At 60.8% G+C, this 26,626-nt stretch carries 20 protein-coding genes; 12 read left to right on the forward strand and 8 right to left on the reverse strand.

The window, feature by feature from the left end; genetic code table 11:
- Positions 1-12: 12 nt before the first annotated feature.
- The 5 genes from FHT73_RS16180 (at position 13) to FHT73_RS16200 (ending at position 5,688) form a co-directional block, all read left to right on the forward strand.
- The gene (locus FHT73_RS16180; protein WP_183712937.1) at positions 13-1,431 is read left to right on the forward strand and encodes a pyridoxal-dependent decarboxylase; all 1,419 of its coding nucleotides are present in this window, start codon (positions 13-15) and stop codon (positions 1,429-1,431) included.
- A 132-nt stretch (positions 1,432-1,563) separates the two neighbouring features.
- A complete protein-coding gene (locus tag FHT73_RS16185; RefSeq protein ID WP_183712939.1) occupies positions 1,564-2,406 on the forward strand; it encodes a fumarylacetoacetate hydrolase family protein in 843 nt (280 codons plus the stop codon).
- 287 nt (positions 2,407-2,693) lie between these two features.
- Positions 2,694-3,971: a polyhydroxyalkanoate depolymerase gene (gene phaZ, locus FHT73_RS16190; RefSeq protein ID WP_183712942.1), complete on the forward strand. Its 1,278-nt coding sequence runs from the start codon at positions 2,694-2,696 to the stop codon at positions 3,969-3,971.
- Between the two features lie 323 nt (positions 3,972-4,294).
- Positions 4,295-4,735 (forward strand): DUF2852 domain-containing protein, encoded by a 441-nt coding sequence (locus FHT73_RS16195; RefSeq protein WP_112410470.1) that lies wholly within the window; start codon positions 4,295-4,297, stop codon positions 4,733-4,735.
- 191 nt (positions 4,736-4,926) lie between these two features.
- Complete coding sequence (locus FHT73_RS16200; protein WP_112410469.1) at positions 4,927-5,688, forward strand: SprT family zinc-dependent metalloprotease; 762 nt, start codon at positions 4,927-4,929, stop codon at positions 5,686-5,688.
- Between the two features lie 99 nt (positions 5,689-5,787).
- Here the strand turns inward: FHT73_RS16200 and FHT73_RS16205 are convergent, their stop codons facing one another.
- Entirely contained in the window at positions 5,788-6,219 is a 432-nt protein-coding gene (locus FHT73_RS16205) for a helix-turn-helix domain-containing protein (protein WP_112606976.1), read from the reverse strand.
- Between the two features lie 89 nt (positions 6,220-6,308).
- Between FHT73_RS16205 and FHT73_RS16210 the strand changes: the two genes are divergently transcribed.
- The 7 genes from FHT73_RS16210 to FHT73_RS16240 all read left to right on the forward strand — a co-directional run bounded on the left by FHT73_RS16210 (position 6,309) and on the right by FHT73_RS16240 (position 13,449).
- Positions 6,309-7,124 (forward strand): oxidoreductase, encoded by an 816-nt coding sequence (locus tag FHT73_RS16210; RefSeq protein ID WP_183712945.1) that lies wholly within the window; start codon positions 6,309-6,311, stop codon positions 7,122-7,124.
- Between the two features lie 70 nt (positions 7,125-7,194).
- Positions 7,195-8,196, forward strand: coding sequence for an NADP-dependent oxidoreductase (locus tag FHT73_RS16215; RefSeq protein WP_183712948.1), 1,002 nt, complete (start codon positions 7,195-7,197; stop codon positions 8,194-8,196).
- 111 nt (positions 8,197-8,307) lie between these two features.
- Positions 8,308-8,982, forward strand: coding sequence for a phosphoribosylanthranilate isomerase (locus FHT73_RS16220; RefSeq protein ID WP_112410465.1), 675 nt, complete (start codon positions 8,308-8,310; stop codon positions 8,980-8,982).
- Positions 8,979-10,193 (forward strand): tryptophan synthase subunit beta, encoded by a 1,215-nt coding sequence (gene trpB, locus FHT73_RS16225; RefSeq protein ID WP_112338588.1) that lies wholly within the window; start codon positions 8,979-8,981, stop codon positions 10,191-10,193. The genes FHT73_RS16220 and trpB overlap by 4 nt, the downstream gene beginning before the upstream one ends.
- Positions 10,194-10,203: 10 nt before the next feature.
- A complete protein-coding gene (gene trpA, locus FHT73_RS16230; RefSeq protein WP_112338587.1) occupies positions 10,204-11,043 on the forward strand; it encodes a tryptophan synthase subunit alpha in 840 nt (279 codons plus the stop codon).
- Positions 11,044-11,152: 109 nt separating this feature from the next.
- Positions 11,153-12,064 (forward strand): acetyl-CoA carboxylase, carboxyltransferase subunit beta, encoded by a 912-nt coding sequence (accD, locus tag FHT73_RS16235; RefSeq protein WP_015338192.1) that lies wholly within the window; start codon positions 11,153-11,155, stop codon positions 12,062-12,064.
- A gap of 32 nt (positions 12,065-12,096) precedes the next feature.
- Entirely contained in the window at positions 12,097-13,449 is a 1,353-nt protein-coding gene (locus FHT73_RS16240; protein ID WP_246712132.1) for a folylpolyglutamate synthase/dihydrofolate synthase family protein, read from the forward strand.
- A gap of 249 nt (positions 13,450-13,698) precedes the next feature.
- On the opposite strand, the gene trxA is transcribed toward FHT73_RS16240, so the two are convergent.
- The 7 genes from trxA to FHT73_RS16275 all read right to left on the reverse strand — a co-directional run bounded on the left by trxA (position 13,699) and on the right by FHT73_RS16275 (position 26,520).
- Positions 13,699-14,019 (reverse strand): thioredoxin, encoded by a 321-nt coding sequence (gene trxA, locus FHT73_RS16245; RefSeq protein WP_015338194.1) that lies wholly within the window; start codon positions 14,017-14,019, stop codon positions 13,699-13,701.
- A 75-nt stretch (positions 14,020-14,094) separates the two neighbouring features.
- On the reverse strand, positions 14,095-17,661 hold the full coding sequence (gene addA / locus FHT73_RS16250; RefSeq protein WP_183712951.1) for a double-strand break repair helicase AddA: 3,567 nt from the start codon (positions 17,659-17,661) through the stop codon (positions 14,095-14,097).
- The gene (addB, locus tag FHT73_RS16255) at positions 17,654-20,845 is read right to left on the reverse strand and encodes a double-strand break repair protein AddB (protein WP_183713038.1); all 3,192 of its coding nucleotides are present in this window, start codon (positions 20,843-20,845) and stop codon (positions 17,654-17,656) included. Before addB ends, addA begins: the two co-directional genes overlap by 8 nt.
- 4 nt (positions 20,846-20,849) lie before the next feature.
- Complete coding sequence (locus FHT73_RS16260) at positions 20,850-21,581, reverse strand: nucleotidyltransferase family protein (protein ID WP_183712954.1); 732 nt, start codon at positions 21,579-21,581, stop codon at positions 20,850-20,852.
- A 91-nt stretch (positions 21,582-21,672) separates the two neighbouring features.
- On the reverse strand, positions 21,673-22,398 hold the full coding sequence (locus FHT73_RS16265) for a hypothetical protein (RefSeq protein WP_183712956.1): 726 nt from the start codon (positions 22,396-22,398) through the stop codon (positions 21,673-21,675).
- Between the two features lie 34 nt (positions 22,399-22,432).
- The gene (tsaE, locus tag FHT73_RS16270; RefSeq protein WP_183712959.1) at positions 22,433-23,944 is read right to left on the reverse strand and encodes a tRNA (adenosine(37)-N6)-threonylcarbamoyltransferase complex ATPase subunit type 1 TsaE; all 1,512 of its coding nucleotides are present in this window, start codon (positions 23,942-23,944) and stop codon (positions 22,433-22,435) included.
- Positions 23,941-26,520, reverse strand: coding sequence for a PAS domain-containing sensor histidine kinase (locus FHT73_RS16275; protein ID WP_112606994.1), 2,580 nt, complete (start codon positions 26,518-26,520; stop codon positions 23,941-23,943). The genes tsaE and FHT73_RS16275 overlap by 4 nt, the downstream gene beginning before the upstream one ends.
- Positions 26,521-26,626: the final 106 nt, after the last annotated feature.

Consider the following 26,626-nt stretch of genomic DNA (forward strand, 5'->3'; position numbering starts at 1 on the left):
AGGAGGAGCGTCATGGATTGGGAGGAGTTCCGACAGTGGTCGGAGAAGGCGGCCAATTGGGGCGCGGATTATCGTGCGTCGCTTCGCGACAGGCCGGTCCGGGCGAAGATGGCGCCAGGCGAGATCGCGGCTCATATCGCCGATTCTCCACCGGAAACGGGCGAAGCCATGGAGGATATCTTCAAGGATTTTGAGGATATCCTGGTGCCCGGCATGACGCATTGGCAGCATCCGCGCTTTTTCGCCTATTTTCCTGCCAATGCCGCTCCCGTCTCGGTGGTTGCCGAATATCTGGTCAGCGCCATCGCCGCGCAATGTATGCTCTGGCAGACATCACCTTCCGCGACCGAACTTGAAACGAAGGTCGTTGACTGGCTGCGCCAGGCCCTCGGCCTGCCGGAAAGCTTCACTGGCGTCATTCAGGATTCCGCCTCGACCGCGACCCTTGCGGCTGTGCTGGTCATGCGCGAAAGCGCGCTGGACTGGCAGGGCAACAAAAGCGGGCTTGCGGCCAATAAGGCAGTGCGCATCTATTCGACAGATCAGGTCCATACCTCCATCGACCGGGCCATTTGGATATCAGGTGTTGGCGAGGATAATCTGGTGCGGATTCCCACCGGCGGTCCCAACAAGGCCATGGATCCGAAGGCGCTTGCCGAGGCGATCGAGCGTGATCGCGCGGCCGGGCTACTGCCGGCCGGGGTCATTGCCTGCGTCGGCGGCACCAGCGTTGGCGCCTGCGACGATATCGCCGCCGTCGTTGAGGTCGCCCATGCGCATGGGCTCTATGTCCATGTCGATGCCGCGTGGGCGGGCTCGGCGATGATCTGCCCGGAATTCCGCACACTGTGGCAAGGCGTCGAACAGGCCGATTCCGTCGTCTTCAACCCGCATAAATGGCTCGGCGCGCAATTTGATTGCTCCGTCCAGTTCGTTCGTGAGCCGGAGACGCTGGTCCGCACGCTGGCGATCCAGCCCGAATATCTGCGCACGCACGGCCACGATGGCATCATTAATTACTCGGAATGGTCCGTGCCGCTCGGCCGCCGCTTCCGTGCGCTGAAGCTCTGGTTTTTGTTGCGCTATCACGGCGTGGAAGGATTGCGGACGATGATCCGCAACCATGTGTCCTGGTCGCAGAATCTGGCGATGCGCCTAGCCGCAGAGCCGGATTTCGAAGTTGTCACCGAGCCGTTCCTGTCGCTGTTCTCCTTCGATCATAAGGCGCCTGCGGGGGTCGATCAGGAACAGCATACGCAGCGACTGCTCAATGCCATCAACAATGACGGCCGCATCTATCTGACGCAGACCCGCGTCGGCGGCCGGCTGGTCATCCGCTTCCAGGCCGGTCAGTTCGAGGCGACGGCCGAAGACATCAATACGGCCTTTGACGTCATCGTCGAAATCGCCAGGTCATTATCCCCGAACTAGAAAAGCTGTTTTTCCAGCGCGGAGGGCCGAGCCATGCTAGGCTTTCGGAAATCGATTGATGACACTGGTGAATAACTCGTTCATATATGACGTCATTGATCTCGTCTTTGAAAATGCAGGGAAGGAAAATCCATGAAACTGTTGCGTGTTGGCGAAGTCGGCAAGGAAAAGCCGGCGCTTCTGGATAGCGACGGCAAGATCCGCGATCTCTCCGCCCATGTCGCCGATATCGGCGGCGAGGCGATTTCGCCGGCAGGTCTGGCAAAGATTGCGGCCCTCGATCCGAAGAGCCTGCCCGAGTTGCCGGAAGGCCGCCTCGGCGCCTGCGTCGCGGGCACCGGCAAGTTCATCTGCATCGGCCTGAACTTCTCCGACCATGCTGCCGAAACCGGCGCCACCGTACCGCCGGAGCCGATCATCTTCATGAAGGCAAGCTCTGCTATCGTCGGCCCGAACGACACTGTGCTGATCCCGCGCGGTTCTGAAAAGACCGACTGGGAAGTCGAGCTCGGCGTCGTCATCGGCAAGAAGGCGAAATATGTCAGCGAAGCCGATGCGCTTGATTATGTCGCCGGTTACTGCGTTTCCCACGATGTCTCCGAGCGCGCCTTCCAGACCGAGCGTTCGGGACAGTGGACCAAGGGCAAGTCCTGCGACACCTTCGGCCCGATCGGCCCCTGGCTCGTCACCAAGGACGAGATTGCCGATCCGCAGAATCTCGGCATGTGGCTCAAGGTCAACGGCAAGATGATGCAGAATGGCTCGACCAGGACCATGGTCTATGGTGTTGCCTACCTCGTCTCCTATCTCAGCCAGTTCATGTCGCTGCACCCGGGCGATGTCATCTCCACCGGCACGCCTCCCGGCGTCGGCATGGGCATGAAGCCGCCGCAGTATTTGAAGCCGGGCGATGTCGTCGAGCTCGGCATGGAAGGCCTGGGCATGCAGCGCCAGACCTTCCTCGCCGATGCCTGAGCTCAGGAACTTTAACCTTTCGAGATCATTCTTGATGCCGGGGAAGCGATTCTCCGGCGTTTTTTATAGATAAGAACCAATTGTAGTTATGTTGCTCTGCAGCAAAAACTGCTAGGTTGGATCATAGGAAGGATGAGGATCGCGCCCGAGGAGCCATCATTATCCTGCTGCACAGCGCGACCGGAGGAGCGCCGCAGTGAAGGCAGCGACACGCAAGACGCGTGCGCTTCAATGATTTAGGTGATTTGCGCGGCCGGATGCCCCGCATCACGAAAGGTAAAGCCCCCATGTTTTATCAGTTTTATGAACTCAATCATGCCGCTCTCGCCCCTTTTCGCGCCGCGGCGGACATGATGCGCCTAGCCTATGCCAATCCCCTTAATCCCCTTTCGCATACGGTATTCGGCCGCACCTTGACGGCGAGCCTCGAGGTTTTCGAGCGCACTACACGGCGCTATGGCAAGCCGGAATTCGGTCTCAATGAGACGCAGATCGACGGCAAGACGGTTTCCGTGCACGAAAAGATCGTCTGGAAGAAGCCCTTCTGCAATCTCATCCATTTCGAGCGCAGCCTGCCCGCCGGCCATGGCGCCGATCCCCGCATTCTGATCGTCGCGCCGATGTCCGGCCACTATGCGACGCTGCTGCGCGGCACCGTAGAAGCCCTGCTGCCGGGTGCTGACGTCTACATCACCGACTGGATCGATGCGCGTATGGTGCCGATGACAGAGGGCACCTTCGATCTGGAGGATTATATCGATTACGTCATCGAGATGTTGCACCACCTCGGGTCGGATACGCATGTCGTTGCTGTCTGCCAGCCATCCGTCCCGGTTCTCGCAGCGGCGGCCGTCATGGAGGCGGCGGGCGATCGCCTGGCGCCGTCGTCGATGACGCTGATGGGGGGCCCGATCGATACCCGCATCAATCCGACTGCCGTCAACCAGCTCGCCAAGGAGAAGCCGCTGGAATGGTTTGCCGACAATGTCGTCATGAACGTGCCCTGGCCGCAGCCGGGTTTCATGCGGCCCGTCTATCCCGGCTTCCTGCAGCTTTCTGGCTTCATGTCGATGAACCTCGACCGCCATATGATCGCTCACAAGGACTTCTTCGTGCACCTCGTCAAGAATGACGGCGAGCCGGCCGAGAAGCACCGCGATTTCTATGACGAATATCTGGCTGTCATGGATCTGACGGCAGAATTCTATCTGCAGACGGTCGATCAGGTCTTCATCAAACACGCGCTGCCCAAGGGCGAGCTCATGCATCGCGGCGAGCGCGTCGATCCCCCCGCCATCCGCAACGTCGCGCTTCTAACCGTCGAAGGTGAAAACGACGATATTTCCGGCGTCGGCCAGACGCATGCGGCACAGACCATCTGTACCAATATCCCCGACCATATGCGCATGCACTATCTGCAGCCGGATGTCGGCCATTACGGCGTCTTCAACGGCTCGCGCTTCCGCCGCGAGATCGCGCCGCGCATCCTCGCCTTCACCCGCGAGCATGCCCGTACCGGTCGGTCGGTCGTCAAGCGCGTCATCAAGGGCGGAAAGTCCGCCTGAAAGTAAATAAAATCAGATAGATGGAGCAGTTCGGAGCGTTGTTGAACGGCCGAACCGTTCCTGCTGTGCAAACTATTAGCTTTTGTTGAATTATCCGCACTGATTCAAGTACTTGTCCGATTCCGCCTGGCGATCCCATTGAAGCCTCACGAAGAGGTTACCATCTCGATTGCAGCGGTACCGCAGAGATGATCGGGCCGTTTACCGCGCCGCGCGTCCTTGGAACGCGCTGAGATGCAGGTAGAGCTTTAAAAACCGCGCAGAAGCCTGACCATTGACCGGTATCGGTCGAGGGGCGATGCGCCGTGCGAGGATACCTGACAATGAATCAATCTGCATTGCTTCGCCCGGATTGGACTCCGGCTACTATTGCCCTGATGGTGCTTGGCTTCGTGGTCTTCTGGCCGCTGGGCTTCGCCATGCTCGCCTATATTCTCTTCGGAGAACGTTTGCGGGAATTCAAACGGGATGTGAACGAAAGGACTGACGGCATGTTTGCTGGCTGCGGACGTCATCGCAATCGTCATCGCCACTCTTTCTCCTCGACCGGCAACGTCGCCTTCGACGACTGGCGCCGGGCAGAGCTTGAGCGCCTCGAGCAGGAACGCCGCAAGCTGGATGAGATGCGCGCCGAATTCGACTCCTATGCCCGCGAACTGCGCCGTGCCAAGGACCAGGAAGAGTTCGACCGTTTCATGCGCGAGCGCAACAGCGTCAAGCGCAATGACAATGGCGGCTCGCCGACTGAATTCCAGACGCCGTGACGGAAGTTCCGTCACGAGGTCAAAACCGGCATCACCCGATGCCGGTTTTTCTTTGCCAGAATCCGCAAAGCAAGTCGCACAAAAGTGCGCAGCGGTTTTGCGATAACGATATGCGAAAATCGAGGACCAAAGCGCAAGGAGCAAATCTGAAAGATTGCGACGCGCTTTGGCGAATCATATAAAACTGCCTCATGTTTCCGCTGCTCTCCAGATCTCGCAAACAGCCGGCCAAGCCGCCCGCGCCGGAAACGCGCACCCTCGAGGTCGCCGGCCGGCTGATGCCGCTGACGATCCGCCAGCACGAGCGCGCAACGCGCATCACGCTCAGGATCGAGCCCGGCGGGCGGTCGCTGAAGATGACCATTCCACGTGGGTTGGCGGCACGCGAGGTCAATGCCTTCCTCGATCGGCATCAGGGTTGGCTACTGACGAAGCTCGCGAAATTTGCGGCCGATGGCAGCCTGCGCAGTGGCAGCGAAATCCTGCTGCGCGGTGTCCGCCATCGAATCGAGCATACCGGAACCCTGCGCGGCCTCACCGAAGCGATCGTGATTGAAGGCGTTCCAGTGCTGCGCGTCAGCGGCCTGCCGGAACATGCCGGCCGCCGCATCGCCACTTTCCTCAAGAAGGAGGCGCGCGCCGATCTGGAAAAGCTTGTCGCTGTCCACGCCAAATCCATCCGCGCCACCGTCACGTCAATTGCTATGAAGGATACTCGCAGCCGCTGGGGTTCCTGTTCCTCGCAAGGGAACCTGAGCTTCTCATGGCGCATTGTCATGGCGCCGCCGTTGGTCATCGATTACCTCGCCGCACATGAGGTCGCGCACTTGCGCGAGATGAACCATGGGCCTCGCTTCTGGGCGCTCTGCCGCAAGCTTTGCCCCGACATGGACGAGGCCAAGGCCTGGTTGAAGCGCCATGGCAGCCAGCTGCACGCGATCGATTTTGATTGAACATGCTGTTTGGGTCGATCGAAGGCGCTCAAACTCCGCTGTGAGCCGATAGCGGCATGTTACACGAGCAAGACCTCTGCTCCTCGCGCCCGGGACATTTCATTCCGGCACGGCAATGCGGATCCGGCGCGTTCCGATGGGAGCCCCCGTCGCACGGTCGATCGTGACGGCATCGATCTCTGTTCCAGTTTCAGCGTCAAAGAAACGGGTCACGCCGTCGCTTGGGCGATGCTTGCGCCCCCATGCCCCGATCGCAAATAGGACCGGCAGAAAATCCTGACCAGCCGCCGTCAGCACATATTCATCACGCGGAGGCCGCTCGGAGTAGCGGCGTTTCTCCAGCAGGCCATCTTCTGTGAGGGCGGATAGCCGAGCGGTCAGCATCGTCGGCGCGATGCCGAGACTCTTGCGAAACTCGTCAAAGCGCGTGAGCCCTGCATGGGCATCCCGCAAGATTAACATGCTCCACGCATCGCCCACCAATGCGAGGCTGCGGGCGATCAGACATGGCTGGTTCGAAAGATTCTTCATGTCGATATCTTTTTGATAGTGACTTACTACTAATTTGATAGTAACAGAATGTTCATCGATATTCCACGTGAAAATGAAAGCGAAGACCGATGAGTAAGACAGAACGCGGCGTCGCCCTGGTCACGGGCGCCTCTTCCGGTATAGGGCGAGTGACCGCGCAGGCGCTACTGCGCGAGGGATACAAAGTATTTGGAACCAGCCGGAAACCGTTGGCCGACGCTCCCGACGGCGTTTCGATGCTGGTCTGTGATGTCACGGACGATAAATCCGTGCAGGCGGCAGTCGATGATATAATGGTCCGCGCCGGAAGGATCGATCTGCTCGTCAACAATGCGGGAATTGGATTGCTTGGCGGCGCCGAGGAATCCTCCGTGGCACAGGCGAGGGCGCTTTTCGATGTCAATGTTTTCGGCGTACTGCGCGTGACGAACGCGATCCTGCCTGTAATGAGACGGCAGAGAAAAGGCAGAATCATCAATATCAGCTCCATCCTCGGGCTGATTCCCGCGCCCTACAATGCGCTCTATGCATCGACCAAACATGCCCTAGAGGGATATTCCGAATCCCTCGACCATGAAGTCCGCACGCAAGGTATACGCGTCGTCCTCGTCGAACCAGGCGTTACCCGCACTGCCTTCGAAGAGAACATCACGCGGCCGGATCGACCGCTCTCTGCGTACGATAAAGCTCGTGCCAATGCGGAAAAGCTGATGCGTGAGATCGTCGAGAGAGGCGACGCGCCGGAGGTGGTCGCCGACATGGTGGTCAAAGCCGCCAACGCCGCATCGCCCAGGAGACGCTATACCGCAGGCAAGATAGCAAAGCAGGTTCACTTCATACGCCGTTTTCTGCCGGAAGCGTTCGTCGACAAAAACCTGCGCAAGTTCAACGGGCTTCCCGCCTGATAACCTCCATTGCCGATGCTACATCTTCGATGCCCGGCTATTTGCTACCCTGGAAACGGAAGTCAGTCCCATGAAAGCATTTCTGATCGATCGCTATGCGAAAGGTGGCGCTCTTCGGTTCGGTGAAAGCCCGGTGCCGGAGTTGCGAGAGAACGATGTGATGGTGGAGATACATGCCGCCAGCGTGAATCCTCTCGATGCCAAAATCAGAGATGGTGAGTTCAAGCTCATCCTGCCTTATCGCCTTCCGCTCATCCTCGGCAACGATGTCGCGGGCGTCGTCGTCCGGGTCGGCCCCAGTGTCCGTGGCTTCAAGCCGGGTGACGAAGTTTATGCGCGTCCGGGCCACGATCGCATCGGCACGTTCGCGGAGTTCATCGCGATGAACGAGGCTGATGTGGCGCTCAAGCCGCAGAATCTGACGATGGAAGAGGCGGCATCGGTGCCGCTCGTTGCGTTGACCGCCTGGCAGGCGCTCGTCGAGCAGGCAAAACTGAGGAAGGGGCAAAAGGTACTCATTCACGCGGGCTCGGGTGGCGTGGGAACGGTCGCCATCCAGCTCGCCAAATACCTTGGAGCGCATGTTGCGACGACGACGAGCACAGCTAATGTCGATCTCGTCAAAAGCCTCGGAGCCGACGTCGTCGTCGACTACAAAAAAGATGATTTCGAAAAGGTATTGCAGGGCTACGACGTCGTGCTGAACAGCCTTGGCAAGGATACGCTGGAGAAATCGCTTCGTGTCCTGAAGCCGGGCGGGAAGCTCATCTCGATTTCCGGTCCGCCGGACGCGGCGTTTGCCAGGCAGAATGGTTCCGGATGGTTGTTTCAGCTGCTCATGGGGCTGTTGAGCTTCGGCATTCGCAGAAAATCAAAACGTCGTGGCGTCAGCTATTCGTTCCTCTTCATGACCGCGAACGGCGGACAGCTCCGCAAGATCACCTCTTTGATAGAGGCAGGAGCCATAAGAGCGGTCGTCGATCGGGTCTTCCCGTTCCAGAGCACGAATGAGGCGCTGGCCTATGTCGACACCGGTCGCGCCAAAGGCAAGGTCGTAATCGCCGTGAAGTAAAGCGCAAACTGTTGTTTCAAGAGGTCATCGCGTGGGTCACGAGCCGAAAAACCACCCTTGACCCTCGCCTTTAGGCTCGACTCTTTCGAAATTTCGTGTCACTCCGCTGCCATGAACCCCGATGTCAAAATTTGCGGTCTGAAGACGCCGGAAGCGGTGGATCGTGCTCTCGAGCGCGGCGCCACCCATATCGGCTTCATCTTCTTTGAAAAAAGCCCGCGCTATATCGAGCCCGATCTCGCCGGCCAGCTAGCGGAGCGCGCGCGCGGCAAGGCGAAGGTCGTTGCCGTCACGGTCGATCCCACCAATGACGATCTCGATGAGATCATGGCGCTTGTGAAGCCCGATATGCTGCAGCTCCATGGCAATGAGAGCCCGGAGCGCGTGCTGACCATCAAGGCGGTCCATAACGTGCCGGTCATGAAGGCCATGTCGGTGCGCGATGCCGACGATCTGAAGCGGGTGGAATCCTATATCGGCATTGCCGACCGCTTCCTCTTCGATGCCAAGCCGCCGGCCGGCTCTGTGCTGCCGGGCGGAAACGGCGTATCCTTCGATTGGAGCCTGATGAGCTGGCTCGACGATCGGGTGGATTACATGCTGTCCGGCGGTGTCAACAAGGACAATGTCGCCGAGGCGCTGGCCTCCACCAAGGCCAGTGGCATCGATCTTTCCTCCGCCCTTGAAAGCGCGCCCGGCGTGAAGGATCTAGGCAAGATCGACCAGTTTTTCGACGCTTTTGCAGAAGCATGTCTGCCGGAACCGGCAGCAGGGAGTAGAAAGTGAACCAGACGCCTAAACTCAATTCCTTCCGCTCCGGCCCCGATGAGGATGGCCGTTTCGGCATTTACGGCGGTCGTTTCGTTGCCGAAACGCTCATGCCGCTGATCCTGGACCTGCAGGAGGAATGGGCGAAGGCGAAGGACGATCCGGCCTTTCAGGCGGAGCTGAAGTCTCTCGGCACGCATTATATTGGCCGTCCGAGCCCGCTTTACTTTGCCGAGCGCCTGACGGCTGAGCTTGGTGGCGCGAAGATCTACTTCAAGCGCGAAGAGCTGAACCATACCGGCTCGCACAAGATCAACAACTGCATCGGCCAGATCCTGCTCGCCAAGCGCATGGGCAAGACCCGCATCATCGCCGAAACCGGCGCCGGCCAGCATGGCGTAGCATCGGCGACCGTTGCCGCCCGTTTCGGCCTGCCTTGCGTCGTCTACATGGGCGCGACCGATGTCGAACGCCAGGCGCCGAACGTGTTCCGCATGAAGCTCTTGGGCGCCGAGGTCATTCCGGTGACAGCCGGCAGCGGCACGCTCAAGGACGCCATGAACGAAGCCCTTCGTGATTGGGTCACCAATGTCGAAGACACCTATTACCTGATCGGCACGGCCGCCGGCCCGCATCCCTATCCGGAAATGGTCCGCGATTTCCAGGCCGTGATCGGCACCGAAGCCCGCGCGCAGATTCTGGAGGCCGAAGGCCGCCTGCCGGATCTCGTCATTGCGGCCGTCGGCGGCGGCTCGAATGCGATCGGCATCTTCCATCCCTTCCTCGATGACGAGGGCGTCAAGATCGTCGGCGTGGAAGCCGGCGGCAAGGGTCTGCAGGGTGACGAGCATTGTGCCTCGATCACCGCCGGTTCGCCCGGCGTGCTGCACGGCAACCGCACCTATCTGCTGCAGGATGGCGACGGCCAGATCAAGGAAGGCCATTCCATCTCGGCCGGCCTCGACTATCCCGGCATCGGCCCGGAGCATTCCTGGCTGAACGATATCGGCCGCGCCGAATATGTGCCGATTATGGACCACGAGGCGCTCGAAGCCTTCCAGACGCTGACGCGCCTTGAGGGCATCATTCCGGCGCTGGAGCCGAGCCATGCGCTCGCCGAAGTCATCAAGCGTGCCCCGAAGATGGGCAAGGACGAGATCATCCTGATGAACCTCTCCGGCCGCGGTGACAAGGATATCTTTACCGTCGGCAAGATTCTGGGAATGTGAGTTAGACGCCATGACCGCACGTATGGACAAACGCTTCGCCGCTTTGAAGGCTGAAGGCCGCCCGGCACTCGTCACCTATTTCATGGGCGGCGATCCCGATTACGAGACCTCGCTCGGCATCATGAAGGCGCTGCCGGAAGCCGGCGCCGACGTCATCGAGCTCGGCATGCCCTTTTCCGATCCCATGGCCGACGGCCCGGCGATCCAGCTTGCCGGCCAGCGCGCCCTGAAGGCCGGCCAGACGCTGAAGAAGACGCTGCAACTCGCCGCCGATTTCCGTAAAGTCGATGCCGATACGCCGATCGTCATGATGGGCTATTACAATCCGATCTACATCTACGGCGTCGAAAAGTTCCTCGACGATGCGCTGGCCGCCGGCATCGACGGCCTGATCGTCGTCGATCTGCCGCCGGAAATGGACGACGAGCTTTGCATCCCGGCGATCCGCAAGGGCATCAACTTCATTCGCCTGGCAACGCCCACCACCGATGACAAGCGCCTGCCGACGGTTCTGAAGAACACGACCGGCTTCGTCTACTACGTCTCGATGAACGGCATCACCGGTTCGGCATTGCCCGATCCGTCGCTGGTCTCGGGTGCCGTCGAGCGCATCAAGCAGCATACCGAGCTGCCGGTCTGCGTCGGCTTTGGCGTCAAGACGGCCGAACATGCCAAGCTGATCGGCGCCTCCGCTGACGGCGTCGTTGTAGGCACCGCGATCGTCAACCAGATCGCCACCAGCCTGACCAAGGACGGCAAGGCAACAGCAGACACCATCCAGGCTGTCGCCACCCTGGTGCGCGGCCTGTCGACAGGAACGCGTTCCGCCCGCCTTGTTGCCGCCGAATAGTTTTCCCATATAGGCCTCCCATCAATCCCCTGCGGATTGATGGAAAAGCCCTATGGGCATTTGGTGACGACTAGGATATCGATTAATTCGGTCGATTAGGAGTTTCGAATTGAACTGGATCACGAACTACGTCCGCCCGCGGATCAATTCCATGCTGGGCCGTCGCGAGGTTCCGGAGAATCTCTGGATCAAGTGCCCGGAAACGGGCGAGATGGTCTTCCACAAGGATCTGGAAGACAACAAGTGGGTCATCCCCGCATCCGGCTTCCATATGAAGATGCCGGCCAAGGCTCGCCTTGCTGATCTCTTCGACAACGGCGAATACGAAGCCCTGCCGCAGCCGAAGGTCGCGCAGGATCCGCTGAAGTTCCGGGATTCGAAGAAATATACCGACCGCCTGAAGGACAGCCGCTTGAAGACCGAGCAGGAGGATACGATCCTCTCCGGCGTCGGCAAAGTTCGCGGCCTGAAGCTCGTCGCCATCGTTCATGAGTTCAACTTCATCGGCGGCTCGCTCGGCATGGCGGCCGGCGAAGCTATCGTGAAGGCTTTCGAGCGTGCGATCGCCGAAAAATGCCCTGTCGTGATGTTCCCGGCTTCGGGCGGCGCCCGCATGCAGGAAGGCATTTTGTCGCTGATGCAGCTGCCGCGCACGACGGTTGCCGTCGACATGCTGAAGGAAGCTGGCCAGCCCTACGTCGTGGTTCTGACCAACCCGACGACCGGCGGCGTCACGGCCTCCTATGCGATGCTGGGCGACATTCATCTCGCCGAACCCGGCGCCGAAATCGGCTTTGCCGGCAAACGCGTGATCGAGCAGACGCTGCGCGAAAAGCTTCCCGAAGGCTTCCAGACTTCGGAATACCTGCTGGAGCACGGCATGGTGGATATGGTGGTCAAGCGTCACGACATTCCTGACACCCTGGCGACGCTTCTGAAGATCCTGACCAAGGCGCCGGCAAACGACGTATCGGTCAAGAATAAGAATGGCGCAGCACTGGCGATAGCAGCGAGCGCCTGACATCATCGATTGCCGACGGGCGGAGGTGCGGGATGACGTCTATGGATCAGTCCGCAATGAGCGAGGCAGCACGCGAGATCGAGAAGCTCATGGGGTTGCACCCCAAGGGCTTCGATCTTTCTCTGGAGAGAATAACCCGGCTGCTCGACGCCCTCGGCAACCCTCATCAGAAATTGCCGCCGGTGATCCATGTCGCCGGCACCAACGGCAAGGGGTCCGTCACGGCCTTCTGCCGCGCGCTACTCGAAGCCGGCGGCTACAGCGTCCACGTCCACACCTCGCCGCATCTCGTCAATTGGCATGAACGCTATCGCATCGGCGTCAAGGGCGGCCGCGGCAAGCTCGTCGACGATGCCGTGTTTGCCGATGCGCTGAAACGCATCGCCAAGGCCAATGGCGGGAAAAAAATCACCGTCTTCGAAATCCTGACGGCAGCGACCTTTCTCCTCTTTGCCGAACATCCGGCAGATGTTGCCGTCATCGAGGTTGGTCTTGGCGGCCGTTTCGACGCCACGAATGTTATTTCCGATCCTGCCGTGTCGGTCATCATGCCGATTTCGCTCGATCACCAGCCCTACCTCGGCGACCGCGTCGAACTGATCGCTGCCGAAAAGGCCGGCATCATGAAGCCGGGCCACCCTGTCGTCATCGGCCATCAGGACTATGATGCAGCACTCGACGTGCTGATCTCGACGGCCGAGCGGCTTCGTTGTCCGACCGCCGTTTTCGGTCAGGATTTTTCCGCCCATGAGGAATACGGCAAGCTGGTCTACCAGGACGAGTTCGGCCTCGCCGACCTGCCGCTGCCGCGCCTGCCGGGCCGTCACCAACACGGCAATGCCGCCGCCGCCATCCGCGCCGTCAAGGCCGCTGGCTTCGTCGTGACCGAAGCGATGATGGAAAAGGCGATGACCTCGGTCGAATGGCCGGGCCGCCTGCAGCGACTGACGGAAGGTGAACTGGTTGCGCATGTCCCGGAGCGCTCCGAGATCTGGGTCGATGGCGGCCACAATCCCGGCGCCGGCGAAGTCATCGCCGAGGCCATGGCGAATTTCGAGGAGCGCCAGCCGCGGCCTCTGTTTCTGATCATCGGCATGATCAATACCAAGGATCCGATCGGCTATTTCAAAGCCTTTGTCGGCCTGGCCGAAAAGGTTTATTGCGTGCCGATCCGAGGCAGCGAAGCCATGATCGATCCAGTTATCCTGGCGAATGCAGCCTATGATGCCGGCCTTATCGCCGAACCCATGTCCAGCGTCGTTGAGGCGCTGGATGCGATCAAGGGTGCGGCCGTGCCAAATTCGCCTCCCCCACGCATCCTGATCGGCGGTTCGCTCTACCTGGTCGGCGATGTCCTTGCCGACAACGGCACGCCGCCGCGGTGATTCTGGTCGGGTGGTCAACCACCCGCTCTCGTGCTTCGAGACGGCCTGGGCCTCCTCAGCATGAGGGCTGACCTTCGCGCCCAGCCGCTACGGGCTCATTTCTTCGTTGCCTCTGCGTTGCCATGGGGACGAGCCTGCTCCATCCTCACCCTGAGGTGCGAAGCCTCGAAGAGCAAGGATGACCCGCTCTCTCCGCACCAACAAAAAACCCCGCCGAAGCGGGGCTCTTGTTTCTACAGTCGATACCGATCAGGCTGCGCTGGAGATCCAGTTCTGCAGGGCCGTCTTGGGAGCGGCGCCGACCTTGATGTCAGCGACTTCGCCGGCCTTGAACATGGCGAGCGTCGGGATCGAGCGAACGCCGAACTGGGCGGCCAGTTCCGGATTTTCGTCGATGTTGAGCTTGGCAACCTTGACCTTGCCTTCGAACTGCACGGCAAGCTCTTCCAGAGCCGGGGCGATCATCTTGCACGGACCGCACCATTCGGCCCAGAAATCAACGACGACAGGCTCTGCAGACTGCAGCACTTCGGTGGCGAAGTTGGAGGTATCGACTTTAACGGTAGCCATAGGCTGCTCCTTACCAGGATTTACGGGTTGCTAGATATGTGATGGTGCGGTGCCCATATTTCAATATCTGGTATTTCACTTTGTCTCGAGCTCCGCAAGCGCCAATGCAAGCGCCCTGTCTGACAGCGTGTAGATCGAGGCATTTTCGGTATAGACCAGCATGCAGTCGATGCGTTTCCCCGGATAGAGCGGCGAAAGAATTTCCCGATAGATGGCAAGCTGGGCTTTGTGCGCGAAGGGAATGCTGCTTTCCTCGCCGGGCGGCACGCGATTCGTCTTATAGTCGAGAATGACGACACGATCGTCTAGGTCAGCCAGCCGGTCGATGCGGCCGGAGACGGCATAGGACTGGTTGGCGAGCTTCAGCGTGCCCATGATCGACACTTCGGCCTGTGCATGGGTGCTGAAGGTGCCTTGCAGATCCGGATGCGACAGCAGCGCTATGACGGACTTCACCAGCGCCTCTTGCTCGGCCTGCGGCCAGAAGCGCGCGGCCCGCTCGGCGTAGCGCCGGGCGGCATCGGCGCGCTCTTCGGGCGCGATTTCAGGCAAGGTCTGCAGCATACGGTGGATGAAGCGACCCTTCTGTAAGGCGCGGTCGGATTTGGCTTTCTCGCCGAAAAGCGCCGAAGTCACCAGCAGATCGTCGGCTTCCTCATCGATGACGGTGCCGACGCCGGAGGGGCTCAGCGGCCGCGGCAAGCTTTTCTGCGGCGGCAATGGCCGGCTCAGACCTGCAGGCAAATCCGTCCGTTCCGAACGCCTTTCATGCTCTCTCGCGGCCTCGAATTCGAGCTGAACCTGGGCGACGCGCCAGCTTAACCCCTCCCAGTCGCCATCCGGGCCGGTGAAGGTCTTTTGTGTGCAGTGCAGCTCATCGCCGCGCAGGGCGGCTGAAATCATCGCATGCCAGGTATCGGCGTTCTCGCGGATGCCGCGGTAACCGCAGATGATCAGGCGGTCGGCGGCGCGCGTCATGCCGACGTAGAGCAGCCGTCGATATTCCTCCTCCGCCAGCGCCTGCAGCCGCGCGGTGTCGGCCTGCGTCAGCGAATTGGCAAGTGCCGAGACCGGCACCCAGACCGGTAGCGGGATCTCATCCCCTCCGGTTTCGATCAGCCGCATCTTCGGCAGATGTGTATGGGTGAAGGCCTTACCGCCGCCATCGACGAGAAAGACGATCGGCGCTTCCAACCCCTTCGAGGCGTGCACCGTCATGATCCGGACTTCGTTGCGGCCCTTGTCTTGCTCGCGCTTGACCGTCGGCGCTTCCAGCTCCAGCGTCGAGATGAAGGATTGCAGGCCGGGCAGGCCGCTTGTCTCGTGATCGAGCGTAAAGGTCAGGAATTCGTCGAGGATATCGCTGACCTCTGTGCCAAGCCGCGCCAGAAATTTCCGCCGGCCGCCAAAGCTGCCGAGCACGCGCGCATAGAAATCATGAACGGGAAGATTCTTCGACAGAGCAAGGAAGGTTCGCAGCCGCTCGACCGCCTGGCTGAAGCGGTCATGGCCGTCCGCGGCAAATTTCTGCAGGTGGCTCCAGACGCTTTCCTCGTCGTCGCGATAGGCGGCAACGGCAAAGACATCCCCTTCGCTTAAATCAAACAATGGGCTCTTCAGTAACGCACAGAGCGAAAGATCGTCTTCCGGCAGCAACAGGAAGCGGCCGAGCGCGAGAAGATCCTGAATGGCGATATGGCTCGTCAACACCAGGCGATCAGCGCCGGCGACGGGAATATTGCCACGTCGTTTGAGGGCGCGGGTCAGAGCATTGACGAAGCTGTCGCGCTTGCGCACCAGCACGAGAATGTCGCCAGCCTCGATGAAACGGGCTTTACCCTTCTCGATGATCGTTTCCCGACCGACAAGATTGCCGATCGTATGCGCCATCCGTCGCGCCAGGATGGCGGCCGGCGCGCTTTCCGGTGTCGAATCGAAAGGTGCCGTCCAGTCTTCTTCCTTGGCGGCCGGCTCCGGTGCAATCATCTCCCAAAGATCGACGGCGCCGGGATGGCCGATGCGGCTGGAGCGATGCACCACCGGCTCGTTGAGGGCGCTGAGTCCTCGGGCATTCTCCGGGCTCGTAAAGACATGGTCGACGGCGCCGAGCACATCAGCAGTCGAGCGGAAGGACAGCGGCAGGCGAATCGACGAGAATTGCAGGCCGCTCGCCGCCACGCGCCGCCGCGTGCGATCGCTTTCCTCGGAAAAGCGTTCGGGACGAGCGCCCTGGAACGAATAGATCGATTGCTTCTCGTCGCCGACGGCAAAGATCGTGCGCTGCGTCGGCCGGGCGCTGTCCCCGGAGAAGAAATCCTCGGCCAGCGATTGGATGACGCTCCATTGGATCGGGCTCGTATCCTGCGCCTCGTCCACGAGAATGTGGTCGATGCCCTGATCCAGCTTGTAGTGAATCCAGGGGCCGACATCCTTCTTGGTCAAGAGATCGGCCGTGCGGGTGATGAGGTCTTCGAAATCGAGCTGGCTGCGGCGCTTCTTCAGCTCCTCGTAGTCGCGGTTCAAGCGATCGGCGAGAATGAGGGCCGCATGGGTGGCGCGATACATCCGCATCAGCTTCAGCCGGTCACGGCAGGCAACGACATGGGCGCGTGCTTCAGCGACGGCATCCGCGAGTGCCGGCGCATCCGCAAGCATCGCCTTGACGAAGAATTGGCTGTCCGACTTCGGTTCGCCCTTCGCGGTTAGCATGGCCTTTTCGAGGATTTCGGCGCGCGCGATCGGATCTGCCTCGCGCTTGGCAAGGCGCAGTGCGTAGGCCATTTCCTGCGCCTTGGCGCCGCCCTTCTCGTCGGCAAGCGTCAGATAAAGCTCCAGCGTCGCGCCTGAGAGGCCCGGCAGCGGCCAATATTGTTCGGCAATGCTCCTTTCCGTCTCGCCGGGCGAAAGGCCAAGCCGGGCGAGCAATGCGGCCTCGATGCCGCCTTTGCGCTCGGCCGCTTCGGTGAAGCGGCGGATAGCATTGCGATTGGCGACGATATCACCCAGTAGGGTCTCAAGGCCGGATTCATCGCCGAGATCGAGCACATAGTCGAAAGCTCGCGCCAGTTCGGCATCACCATGCGGCGTCGTTGCCGTCAGCAACGCGCGGCGTGCATCGTCGAGCAGAACTTCGGCGGCTCGATCATCGAGAACGGAGAAATGGCCGGCAACATTGGCCTCGAGCGGGAATTGGTGCAGCAAGGCTTCGCAGAAGGCATGGATGGTCTGGATCTTCAATCCGCCGGGCGTTTCCAGCGCCTTGGCAAAGAGACGGCGTGCCTCGGCGAGCTTGAAGAGATCGGGCTCCTTGCCTTCGATATCGGCGATGCGTTTCTTCAGCTCCTCGTCCGGCATCGTCGCCCAGGCGGCAAGCCGATCGAAGACACGGTTCGACATTTCGGACGCTGCCGCCTTGGTATAGGTGAGGCAGAGGATGGCCGAGGGCCGCGCGCCGGAAAGAAGCAGGCGGATGACGCGTTGCGTCAGTACGTGCGTCTTGCCGGAGCCGGCATTGGCCGAAACCCAGGCCGAGCGTTCGGGATCCGACGCGATCGACTGCTGGATGGTCGTCCAGCTGATCCAGACGCCGGGATCGTCGCTTTCGGGCAGGATGGCGATATCGTCGGCGGAAAAATCACTCATCGCCGCCGCCTTCCTGCTCGGTCTCGGCCGTCGACCATTCCGAGACACGGGCGAGGTGATCGTAGTCGCCGCCATATTCGAACTGCTGGGCCGGAATCAGCCGCGAGGAAAAGCCCTTCTCGCCGGATTGCAGCAGCGAGACGAATTTGACGAGCTGGTCCATCGACTCTTGCGCCAGATCCATAGCCGACTTCGTTTCCGTCTTGCCGCCGCGGCTGGAATGCTCGTTGTTGACCTGGTCGACCTTGAAGCGATCGCCGGGCCGCAGCCGGACATAAAGCAGGTTTTCGGGGGTTAGTGCGCCGATGTTGCGGAACGCGCCGGCCTTCAGCGCATAGGCTTCCAATGCCAGCTGTGGATCGAGCAGCGCGCGCGCCTGTGGCGGAGAGGGATTGTAGCCGGTCTTGTAGTCGATGAGGTCGGCACCCTTGTCACTCTTGATGTCGATGCGGTCGGCAACGCCCGTGAGCCGAATGCCGATCGGCTCGATCTCGACGCCGGCGGGCACTTCCGTCGCCGTTTTGCGAACCGTCGGCCGCCGTTCAGCTTCCCAGGCAAGGAAGGCGCGCGCCACTTCGCGGAACCGCGGCCGCCAGACGCTGTCGATATGAACAGGCAGCCTTTCGGCATCGAAAAGCTCGGCGATGATCTGATTCATCGCCAGCGCCGCATCGGGCGTGCCGGCCGCATGCCCTTCTCGGACGAAGCGGTCGATGATCTTGTGGTAGAGCGTGCCGCGTTCGGCCGGGCCTGGATCGCGATTGAACGGATCGACCGGATCGAGCCGCAGCACGCGCCGGGCATAGATCGAGTACGGATCGCGGCGCAGCCGCCCCACCTCGCTGAAGGAATAGCTCTTCGGCTGCAGCTCCGCTGGCGGCTTTGGTGCCGGGCGCAGCGCCGGGGCCTGATTTTCGCCCTCGTCGATCATCGCGGCCCAGAGGCGATACTGGTCGCCGCGCGCCTTCATGGCCTCTTCCAGTTCCTTGCCGCCGAGTGCGATCAGCCGTTGCAGCCAGCGCGACGCGACCGTCGGCGTTGATCCCTGACGCAGCGCACGAGAATAGATCAGGTCGCGCGTGCCGTTCGCCATTTCGAAGTCATGCGCGAGCTGGCCGATACGGCGCTCCGGCGGTTCCAGGCCGATTTCGGTTTTCATGCTGCGGGAAATGAAGGGGTTGTTGGCCGTCTGCCCCGGCCAGGACCCTTCGTTCAAGCCGCCGAGGATCAGCGTATCGACACTCTGCAGGCGCGCTTCCAGCGTACCGAAGATGAAGAGGCGGGGATGGCTGAGTGCGCGGGGCTTCACCGCCTGCCCCACGCAGAGCGCGGCCATGATATCGATCCACTGCACACCGTCGGCTTCCAGCTGGCCATCGGTCTCGATGACATCGCGAAGGAGGCCGGCAAGGGTGTCCCCCGCCTCGCCGGACCAGAGGCCTGCCAGGCTGCCGCGCTCGTCGACGGCCGCGGTTTCAAGGGCGCGGCCGGTACGCTCCGCCCAATCCGAAAGTGTGAGGAGACCCTCCGATGCGGGTAGGGAAAGCGCCGATACCAGCGGTTCGCATGCCACAGCCACTCGCTGGGCAAGCGCGCGTGCATGCTCGATCGCCTCAGGCGGCAGCGCTTTGCGCCATTGCGGGGCGTAACGGTCATTGGCTTGTTCCGCCATGCGGTCGTCGAGCAGGGCCTCCAGCCTGCCGATGTCGATATTGTCGACACCGCCTCTGAGCGCCAGGATCTCCAGCGCATCGACGCCTGGCTGGTGCGTCTCCGCAGGCAGGCCGAACAAGGCAAGAGGATGTTTCAGCAGCGCGACGACGGCGACGGGATCGCCAGGGCGAAGCGATGCTTCCAGCAGCAATTGCAGCAACGTGCCCTGAGGCGTGGCGCTCAGCGGCGTACCGGCGGAATCGTCCGCGGTGATGCCGAAGCGGGCAAGCTCGGCTGTTACCCGTCGGGCGAGATTGCGGTCGGGGGTAATCAAAGCCGCCTGGCTTTCACCACCGTTGCGCCCCGGTTTCTCCAGCGCCAGCCGTAAGGCGATGGCAATCGCGGTCGCCTCCTCGCGTTCGTTGGCGGCTTCGATGAGGGCGACGTCGGCAAATGCGCCCAGGATCGCATCGGGAGCGAGTGTGTTGCGCCAGCTTCCCCAGCCGCTCGTCGCCTTGGCCGGCGCCAGCGCGCGCGATAGGATCTGCGCCCGCATCTGCATGGTTTCAGCCGCATCGGCTATCGGTTCGACATCGCGCCGCGTGACTTGCAACCGTTTCAGCAGCAGCGAGAGACCATATTGGGGATGGCTGCGCGTCGTCGGATCAGCTCGTTCGCCGATGGATGTCTCCGGCGCCACGAGCTGCCAATCCTCGTCCGGCATCGCAAGATCGAGGCCGGGCAGCACGATCACGCCTTGCGGCAAGGCAGCGACCGCTGCAATCAACTCAGCCGTTGCCGGCACCGAGCCCGTCGAGCCTGCTATGATAACCGGCCCGGGATGCCGCATGTTGGAGATGCGCTGCGCCTCGGCGCGCAGGATGGCGTTGCGGTTGCGGGCGGGCGAGGACTTTCCGAGTTCTTCAAGACGCGCCGGCCAGAAGTCGCTGGCGATCGACAGGAATTCGGCCGTCAGCTGCCACCAGAGCGCATGATCCTCCGCGCTGAGAGTGGCAAGCTCGCTCCACTCGCGATCCTCGGTCTCCAGCGAATCGATGAGCTCGGCGAGATTGCGCGCGAGCCAGATGGCATCCGCCGGGCTTGCCGGCGCCACCAGCGGCGAATCGGAGTGAATGTCGCGCACGATCTGCGGCAGCTTGTTGCGCCAGGCAAGGATCAGCCGGGCCAGTTCCAAGAGCCGCGCCGTATTGGCAAGCGGCTGCGCCAGATCGGCCGTTTTGGGCAGTGCTTCTTCGAAATAGCCGCTGTCGTCATCGGTTTCGCCGAGTGGGCGAATGACGGGCAGGATGGCGGAGCGGCCGCCGAGCAGGTCGACGAATTCCGAGCGCAGCACGCGCGCCGCGCGTCGCGTCGGCAGGAAGATGCTGACCTTGGCGAGTGACAGCGGGTCCGCCGGATCGTGACGGAAATGCTCGGTCAGCCGGCCATCGCAGAGCGCGGTCGCAAGCGTTTTCAGGAAGGGCAGGCCTGCCGGAATAGTCAGAATGCGTTGCCGGTGTCCGCCCGCCATCGGCTCACGCAAACGCCCGGAAATTCCGGATCGTTTCCTCCGCTTCCCCGACCGCCTCCGGCGTGCCGACAGTCAGCCAGTGGCCGTCGAGCATCGTGCCATAGAGCCGGCCGCGCTCGATGGCCTTGTCGAAGTAGATATTGATGTTGAAGGCATCGTCAGGCGCATCGTCTAGGAAGGATGGCTTCATGGCGAAGGCACCGGCATAGACGACACCGTTATATGGGTTGTCGCGATAGCGCGTCAGCCGACCATCGTCAGCCATGCTGAAGTCATTCTTGCCGTTGTGGCCCGTGGTCCGTTCCAGCTCGACACAGAGCATGGCCATATCCATACGCTGTTCGTCGTAGAATCCGGCTAAATGATCGAGATTGCTCGGATGGCCGGGCTTCTCGCCGATCCAGAACAGGTCGGCATTCATGACGAAAATCGGATCGCGGCTCAGCAACTTCAAGCCTTTGACGATGCCACCGCCATTGTTCATCAGCGCGTCCCGCTCGTCGGAAATCAGGATTTCAAGGCCGCGATACCCGCGAAGATGCGCTTCCATCTGGTCGGCATGATGATGGACATTGACGACGGCCCGCTCTACACCTGCCTGCACCAACGCATCCAGCGTATAATCGATCATCGGCTTGCCGCCGATCTTCACCAGTGGCTTCGGAATGGTGTCGGTGATCGGCCGCATGCGGGTTCCGAGCCCCGCGGCCAGTACCATGGCTTGCTTGATGGTCATTTCGTCTCGAACTCTCGATTCGCTATCTGATTTCCATAGCACAGGGCCGGAAAGCCGTCGCGGGGTCTTAGTTCATCGGATTATTTCCGCTTCACTTCGCCGTCGATCTGTCTCGCATCTGAGCTAAGTACCCTGTCGAAGGTGTTGTCGCGAAGTCGGTGCCAATTTTTAATGGATTGATACTCCACTTCTCGGCAAGCAGTAATGGATTATCCTCTGAGCCAAAAATCCAACCGTCGTACAAAGGATTGGACGCTTTGGTGAGATACTCTGGCGTAAGCGCTGAAATATCCGGCAGGCCGAGATCCATTTCATCGCGCGTTATCGCGCCAAAGTTCAGAGTAACGGTACCATCGGCTACGCTAAACGCCCGCTCCATTGCGCCGTGGCGTGCGCGTTGCCATACTTGAGCGTTGACCACTCGATAAGAGGCAAAATACTGGGCATCACCAAATCTATTCGACAGATCGCACAAAGTTTTCCGCAAAGCCTCACTATCACCATCAACGTTTAGCCCGGTGACAACGAGCGTCCAGCCATTGATCGACGGGCACACAAAAACGGGAACTCCCTTCGGCGGATAGGCACGGGTTTCTTCGAGCCCTCGTCGCCATGTCGCGGCCTGCACCTGGGTTAGTCCAAGTTGATCAATGACCGCAGTCGTATCACTGGTGCTAATTGCCAACCAACCAGTCTTGTAGCCGAAGGGTTCTGGGTTGTCAGGAGTGGCCAAATCGTCTCCAAAACCGCGCTTTACTAAGAACATAAAGCCGGAGAGCCAAGCGATCGAAAACAACGTCCGGCGCCCTAAAAGCATGTCCCGATTTCGCCTATTGCAAAGTCTCCATAACTCAAACCCGGCCGATCCCGGCCTTCTCGCACCATTCGCGCAGAGGTGCCAAGACTTCGTGCTCGAAGGCGATGGCGAGATAGGCGAGCGTGCGCGGCATATGCTTCAAATATCCCGGCTTGCCGTCGCGTTGTAAGAGCCGCACCCAGAGGCCGGCAAGCTTGCAGTTGCGCTGTGCCGACATGATCGCCCAGCTCTTCAGGAATTTCGCCTCGTCGAAGCCCCCCTGGGCGTGACGAAGTGCGAGATAGTCAGCCATCAGCTGATCATGCAGATCGCGCTCGATCGTCACGCGCGCATCCTGCACGAGCGAGGCGACATCGTACGAGGTCGGCCCGATCATCGCATCCTGGAAGTCGATGATGCCGACACGCTTTATGCCCTGTTCATGCGCGCGCCAGATGATGTTCGGCGAATGCATGTCCCGCAGCAGCAGGTTCTTTTCCGCGTCGTCGAGCTGATCGATCAGTCTGTCCCAGATCGCCAGATAATCGGCCCGTTCCTCGTCGCTTGCCGGCGTGCCGCGCTTCCAGGGCAGATGCCAGTCGAGAAGCAGCCGCGCTTCCATCTTCATCGCAGTCCGGTCGAAATCCGGAATGTGATGGATGTGATCCGGCGTGACCGGGATGTCGCGAGGAATGGAAAGGCTGTGCAGATGCGCAAGGCAGGCGACGCCAGCCCGATAACGCTCGGCGATCGGCTTGCCCTCCGCATCGAGCACGCCGTCGGTGCCGAGATCCTCGATCAGAAGAATGCCGAGATCGTAGTCGGCGGCGAAAATTTGGGGGGCGGCAAAGCCGTTTTCGCTGAGAATATTGGCGATCGCCACAAAGGGGTAGGTATCCCAGGCGAGATGCGCGACCTTGGGATAGGGCTTGCCGTCCAGCACCGGGGGCCCTTCCGGCAGCCGTGGCCAATCCATCAGGATCACGCGGCCGCTGCCGTCGGCAGGAAAAAGAGACTCGTAAGCCCGCAGCGAGGCATCGCCGGTGAGGAAACGTCTGGCGGCGCTGCGATAGCCGTGCGAATCGAGAAAGGCGCGGATAGCAAGCACGCGCTCGATGCGTGCCATCTGCTTGTCCGGTGCCGTGAGGACGGCGCGCCGTCCTTCGCCCTCATGCGTCAGTTTGAGATCGATGCGTTCCTTCGGCAGCTCGCCTTCCGCCATTTCGGGCCACTCGACAAGGCAGATGCCGGTCTGCAAGGCTTCGTCGAAGCCGAGTTCCGTCAATTCGCTGGGGTCGCCAAGGCGATAGAGATCGAAATGCGAGACCGGGATGCGCAGATCGTAGGATTGCACAAGAGTAAAGGTCGGGCTCGGCACATCCATTTCCGGATCGTCGGCCATTGCGCGCAACAGCGCGCGTGCAAGAGATGATTTCCCTGCGCCGAGATCGCCCGACAGCGCCAGACAATCGCCGACCTTCAGGGCCAGTGCCAGATCCTCGCCGAGCTGAGCCGTGGCTGCGTCATCTGCGAGGAAGAGGGAAATGCTGCTCTCTGAGGCTGTCATTCTGCTGCGACGGAGTGGGGCAGTTCGGCCGAAGGAATCCGGCAGGTGACCGTCGTTCCTTTACCCGCTTGGCTTTCGATCGAAACCTCGCCCTCATGCAGACTGACGAAGCTTTCGACGATGGAAAGGCCGAGGCCGGCGCCGCTGCGCTTGCCACCCTTGGCGCCGGAGGCGAAGCGGTTGAAAACCGTGTTGATCAAATCCTCCGGGATGCCTGGACCTTTGTCCGAGACCGAGAAGACGAAATCGGTGCCTTCGCGGCCGCATTTCAGTGAGATCGTCGATCCCTCTGGCGCGAAATTGGCGGCATTGGTCAGAAGTTTCAGCAGGATCTGCTTCAGTCGCTGCTGGTCGGCGACAATAGAGCCGAGATGCGCCGGCACGGTGATCTCAAGCATCACGCCGCTTTCCTGAAGCCGATCTGCGATCTGCATCGACACTTCGTCGAGCAGATCGTTGAGCACGATTTCGGAATAATTCAGGCGCATGATGCCGGCATCGACCGTCGCAAGGTCGAGAATGTCGTTGACCAGTGTCAGCAGCACCGAAGAGGAGGTCGAGATATGGTCGATATATTCCGCTTGCCGATCGTTCAGCGAGCCGATACCCGGCGTCTTCAGGAGGTCGGTGAAGCCGATGATGTTGGTCAGCGGCGAACGCAGCTCGTAGGAGACGTGCTGGACGAAATCGTTCTTTAGCTCGTCGGCCTTGAGCAGCGCTTCATTCTTTTCGGTTAGGGCGCGCTCGGCGCGAACGCTGTCGGTCTTGTTGACGAAGGTCAGCATGGTCTGCGCATTCGGCAGCGGAATGACGGCATAGTCGAGCACGAGATTGGAGTAAAGTTCCAATGTGCCCTGCGACGAGGGCCGCTCGTCGTCGAAACTGGTGATCTGTTCGGCAAACCGTTTCCAGCCATCCGGCCGGTCGTAGGAAGGCGAGCATGCCTCCGCCAGAGCCTGGATATGCGTGCCGGGCTTGGCCTGTGCCTCGGTAATGTTCCAGAGAATGCGAAAGGCGGGGTTCGAGAGCCGAATGCGACCATCGGGGCCGAAAACGGCGACGCCTTCCGAGAGGTGATCGATGGTTTCGCCCTGGACCTTGACCAGCGTGTTGTAGCGTGTCTCGAGATCGACCTGCTCGGTCAGGTTCTCGAAGACCCATGTGGCGCCACCCTGCGGATGCGCGGTCGCGAAAACCTTGAGAATCTGGCCGTTTGGCAGATGCCAGAGATCCGTTTGCGTATCGAGCGCACGATAGACCGAAAGGACGTCGTCCTTCCAGGTCTTCCAGTTCAGCTGTTCCGGCAGCTTCTTGGCGCCGCGCAGCCTGTCCAGGAGCTCGCCATTGTCGGGTCGTTTCTCGAGGAAAGCAATATCGAGTTCCCACAGCTGGACGAAAGCCTGATTGTAGAATTGCAGCCGCCTGTCGCCATCGAAAATAGCAACCGGTGTCGCCAGATGGTCGAGGGTCTCGGCGTGGCTCTTCAGCGTACGGGCCAGCTCGGCGCGAACCGCTTCTGCTTCGGAAACATCGATCGCAATGCCGGCCGAGCCGTTTGGCGATTTGACGTCGATAACGTCGAAGAAGGTTCGATTGCCGTGTACGACGGTCGAAATCTTGTCGTGGAATGGCGACTCCGGCGTGGCGGCCGCGCGAATGCGTTCGCGAGCCACGGTCGTCAGGAATTCCCGCCCCTCGCGCACCGCTTCATCGGTCGAAACCGCTTCCACGGCCTCGCCATAAGCCTGATTGACCCAGGTGAGCTTGCCTTCCGCATCACGCTGCCAGACCGGCAGGTCGATGGCATCGAGCAGATTCTGAAATGCGGAGATCGAGGTCATCAGCCGATCGCGCTCGATCTTCAGCTCGGCGAGTTCGGCACGCAGATTGTTGAGAGCGATGAAGCGGACGAAAGCTCGCCCGCCGGAAATGCGGCCCTGCGCTTCCAGGATTTCGTCGCGATTGGTTTCGACCACCATATCGAAGCTCTGACCGCTGCCGCGCAGCTTGTCGATTGCCTTGTCGAGCTCACCAGCCGACCATGATTTCAGCCAGCGCCCGAAGGCGAGGAATTCATTGTCCTGCGGCGCGCCCGTCTCGACCGGCAGCTGGCCGAGCAGTTCCGGCCGGGCATTCTGGCCATCCCAGATGACGATCCGGCGGTTCTTGTCGGCAATCAAAGCCTGATACTGGGAAATACGCTGATTGGCATCTGAAAGGGCCGTGCGAATCTCGCGGCTTTCGCTTTCCATATTGCCGCGCTGCCGAACCATCCACATGGTCGAGAGAAGTGCGGCGGAAATCACGCCGATGATAACGGAGAAGACGGCCATTTCCGACGAGGTGAAGAGGCGCATGCTCGTCTGAGCAGCGTCATTGCCCTGCGCAAGAACGGGTCCGGTCAAACCGGTCAACAGGCCGCCGAAAACGCTGAGCTTCAACAATCGGCTCAGGCGAGCGAGCCGGCCCTTGACCTGCTTCGCCCCCGCCGGGAGCCGATGTGCACCGCCCTGCAGCAACAGCGTCGCCGCTCGGCGTAACGCTGGCTGATGCAGGTTGTCTTCCCCTTCAAACATAAGAGGTCTGTCTCCGTCCTTCAGAGCATGATGCCGAAAAGTGTAAGCGGTTTTCGGATGACATCATGCTCTACTCATCTGATTGTGGAGCGGATTCAGATTTTAG

Origin of the sequence: Rhizobium sp. BK098, from assembly GCF_014193155.1 — a bacterium.
Taxonomy (GTDB): Bacteria; Pseudomonadota; Alphaproteobacteria; order Rhizobiales; family Rhizobiaceae; genus Rhizobium.

What these genes read in the sequence shown, in the direction of transcription:
- FHT73_RS16180 (WP_183712937.1), top strand. Translation starts at nt 13, where the DNA reads ATGGATTGGGAGGAGTTCCGACAGTGGTCGGAGAAGGCGGCCAATTGG.
- FHT73_RS16265 (WP_183712956.1), bottom strand. Translation starts at nt 22,398, where the DNA reads ATGCTTTTAGGGCGCCGGACGTTGTTTTCGATCGCTTGGCTCTCCGGC.
- addA (WP_183712951.1), bottom strand. Translation starts at nt 17,661, where the DNA reads ATGAGTGATTTTTCCGCCGACGATATCGCCATCCTGCCCGAAAGCGAC.
- phaZ (WP_183712942.1), top strand. Translation starts at nt 2,694, where the DNA reads ATGTTTTATCAGTTTTATGAACTCAATCATGCCGCTCTCGCCCCTTTT.
- FHT73_RS16210 (WP_183712945.1), top strand. Translation starts at nt 6,309, where the DNA reads ATGAGTAAGACAGAACGCGGCGTCGCCCTGGTCACGGGCGCCTCTTCC.
- trpA (WP_112338587.1), top strand. Translation starts at nt 10,204, where the DNA reads ATGACCGCACGTATGGACAAACGCTTCGCCGCTTTGAAGGCTGAAGGC.
- FHT73_RS16260 (WP_183712954.1), bottom strand. Translation starts at nt 21,581, where the DNA reads ATGACCATCAAGCAAGCCATGGTACTGGCCGCGGGGCTCGGAACCCGC.
- addB (WP_183713038.1), bottom strand. Translation starts at nt 20,845, where the DNA reads ATGGCGGGCGGACACCGGCAACGCATTCTGACTATTCCGGCAGGCCTG.
- FHT73_RS16200 (WP_112410469.1), top strand. Translation starts at nt 4,927, where the DNA reads ATGTTTCCGCTGCTCTCCAGATCTCGCAAACAGCCGGCCAAGCCGCCC.
- FHT73_RS16205 (WP_112606976.1), bottom strand. Translation starts at nt 6,219, where the DNA reads ATGAAGAATCTTTCGAACCAGCCATGTCTGATCGCCCGCAGCCTCGCA.
- FHT73_RS16185 (WP_183712939.1), top strand. Translation starts at nt 1,564, where the DNA reads ATGAAACTGTTGCGTGTTGGCGAAGTCGGCAAGGAAAAGCCGGCGCTT.
- tsaE (WP_183712959.1), bottom strand. Translation starts at nt 23,944, where the DNA reads ATGACAGCCTCAGAGAGCAGCATTTCCCTCTTCCTCGCAGATGACGCA.
- FHT73_RS16220 (WP_112410465.1), top strand. Translation starts at nt 8,308, where the DNA reads ATGAACCCCGATGTCAAAATTTGCGGTCTGAAGACGCCGGAAGCGGTG.
- FHT73_RS16195 (WP_112410470.1), top strand. Translation starts at nt 4,295, where the DNA reads ATGAATCAATCTGCATTGCTTCGCCCGGATTGGACTCCGGCTACTATT.
- trxA (WP_015338194.1), bottom strand. Translation starts at nt 14,019, where the DNA reads ATGGCTACCGTTAAAGTCGATACCTCCAACTTCGCCACCGAAGTGCTG.
- FHT73_RS16275 (WP_112606994.1), bottom strand. Translation starts at nt 26,520, where the DNA reads ATGTTTGAAGGGGAAGACAACCTGCATCAGCCAGCGTTACGCCGAGCG.
- FHT73_RS16215 (WP_183712948.1), top strand. Translation starts at nt 7,195, where the DNA reads ATGAAAGCATTTCTGATCGATCGCTATGCGAAAGGTGGCGCTCTTCGG.
- FHT73_RS16240 (WP_246712132.1), top strand. Translation starts at nt 12,097, where the DNA reads ATGACGTCTATGGATCAGTCCGCAATGAGCGAGGCAGCACGCGAGATC.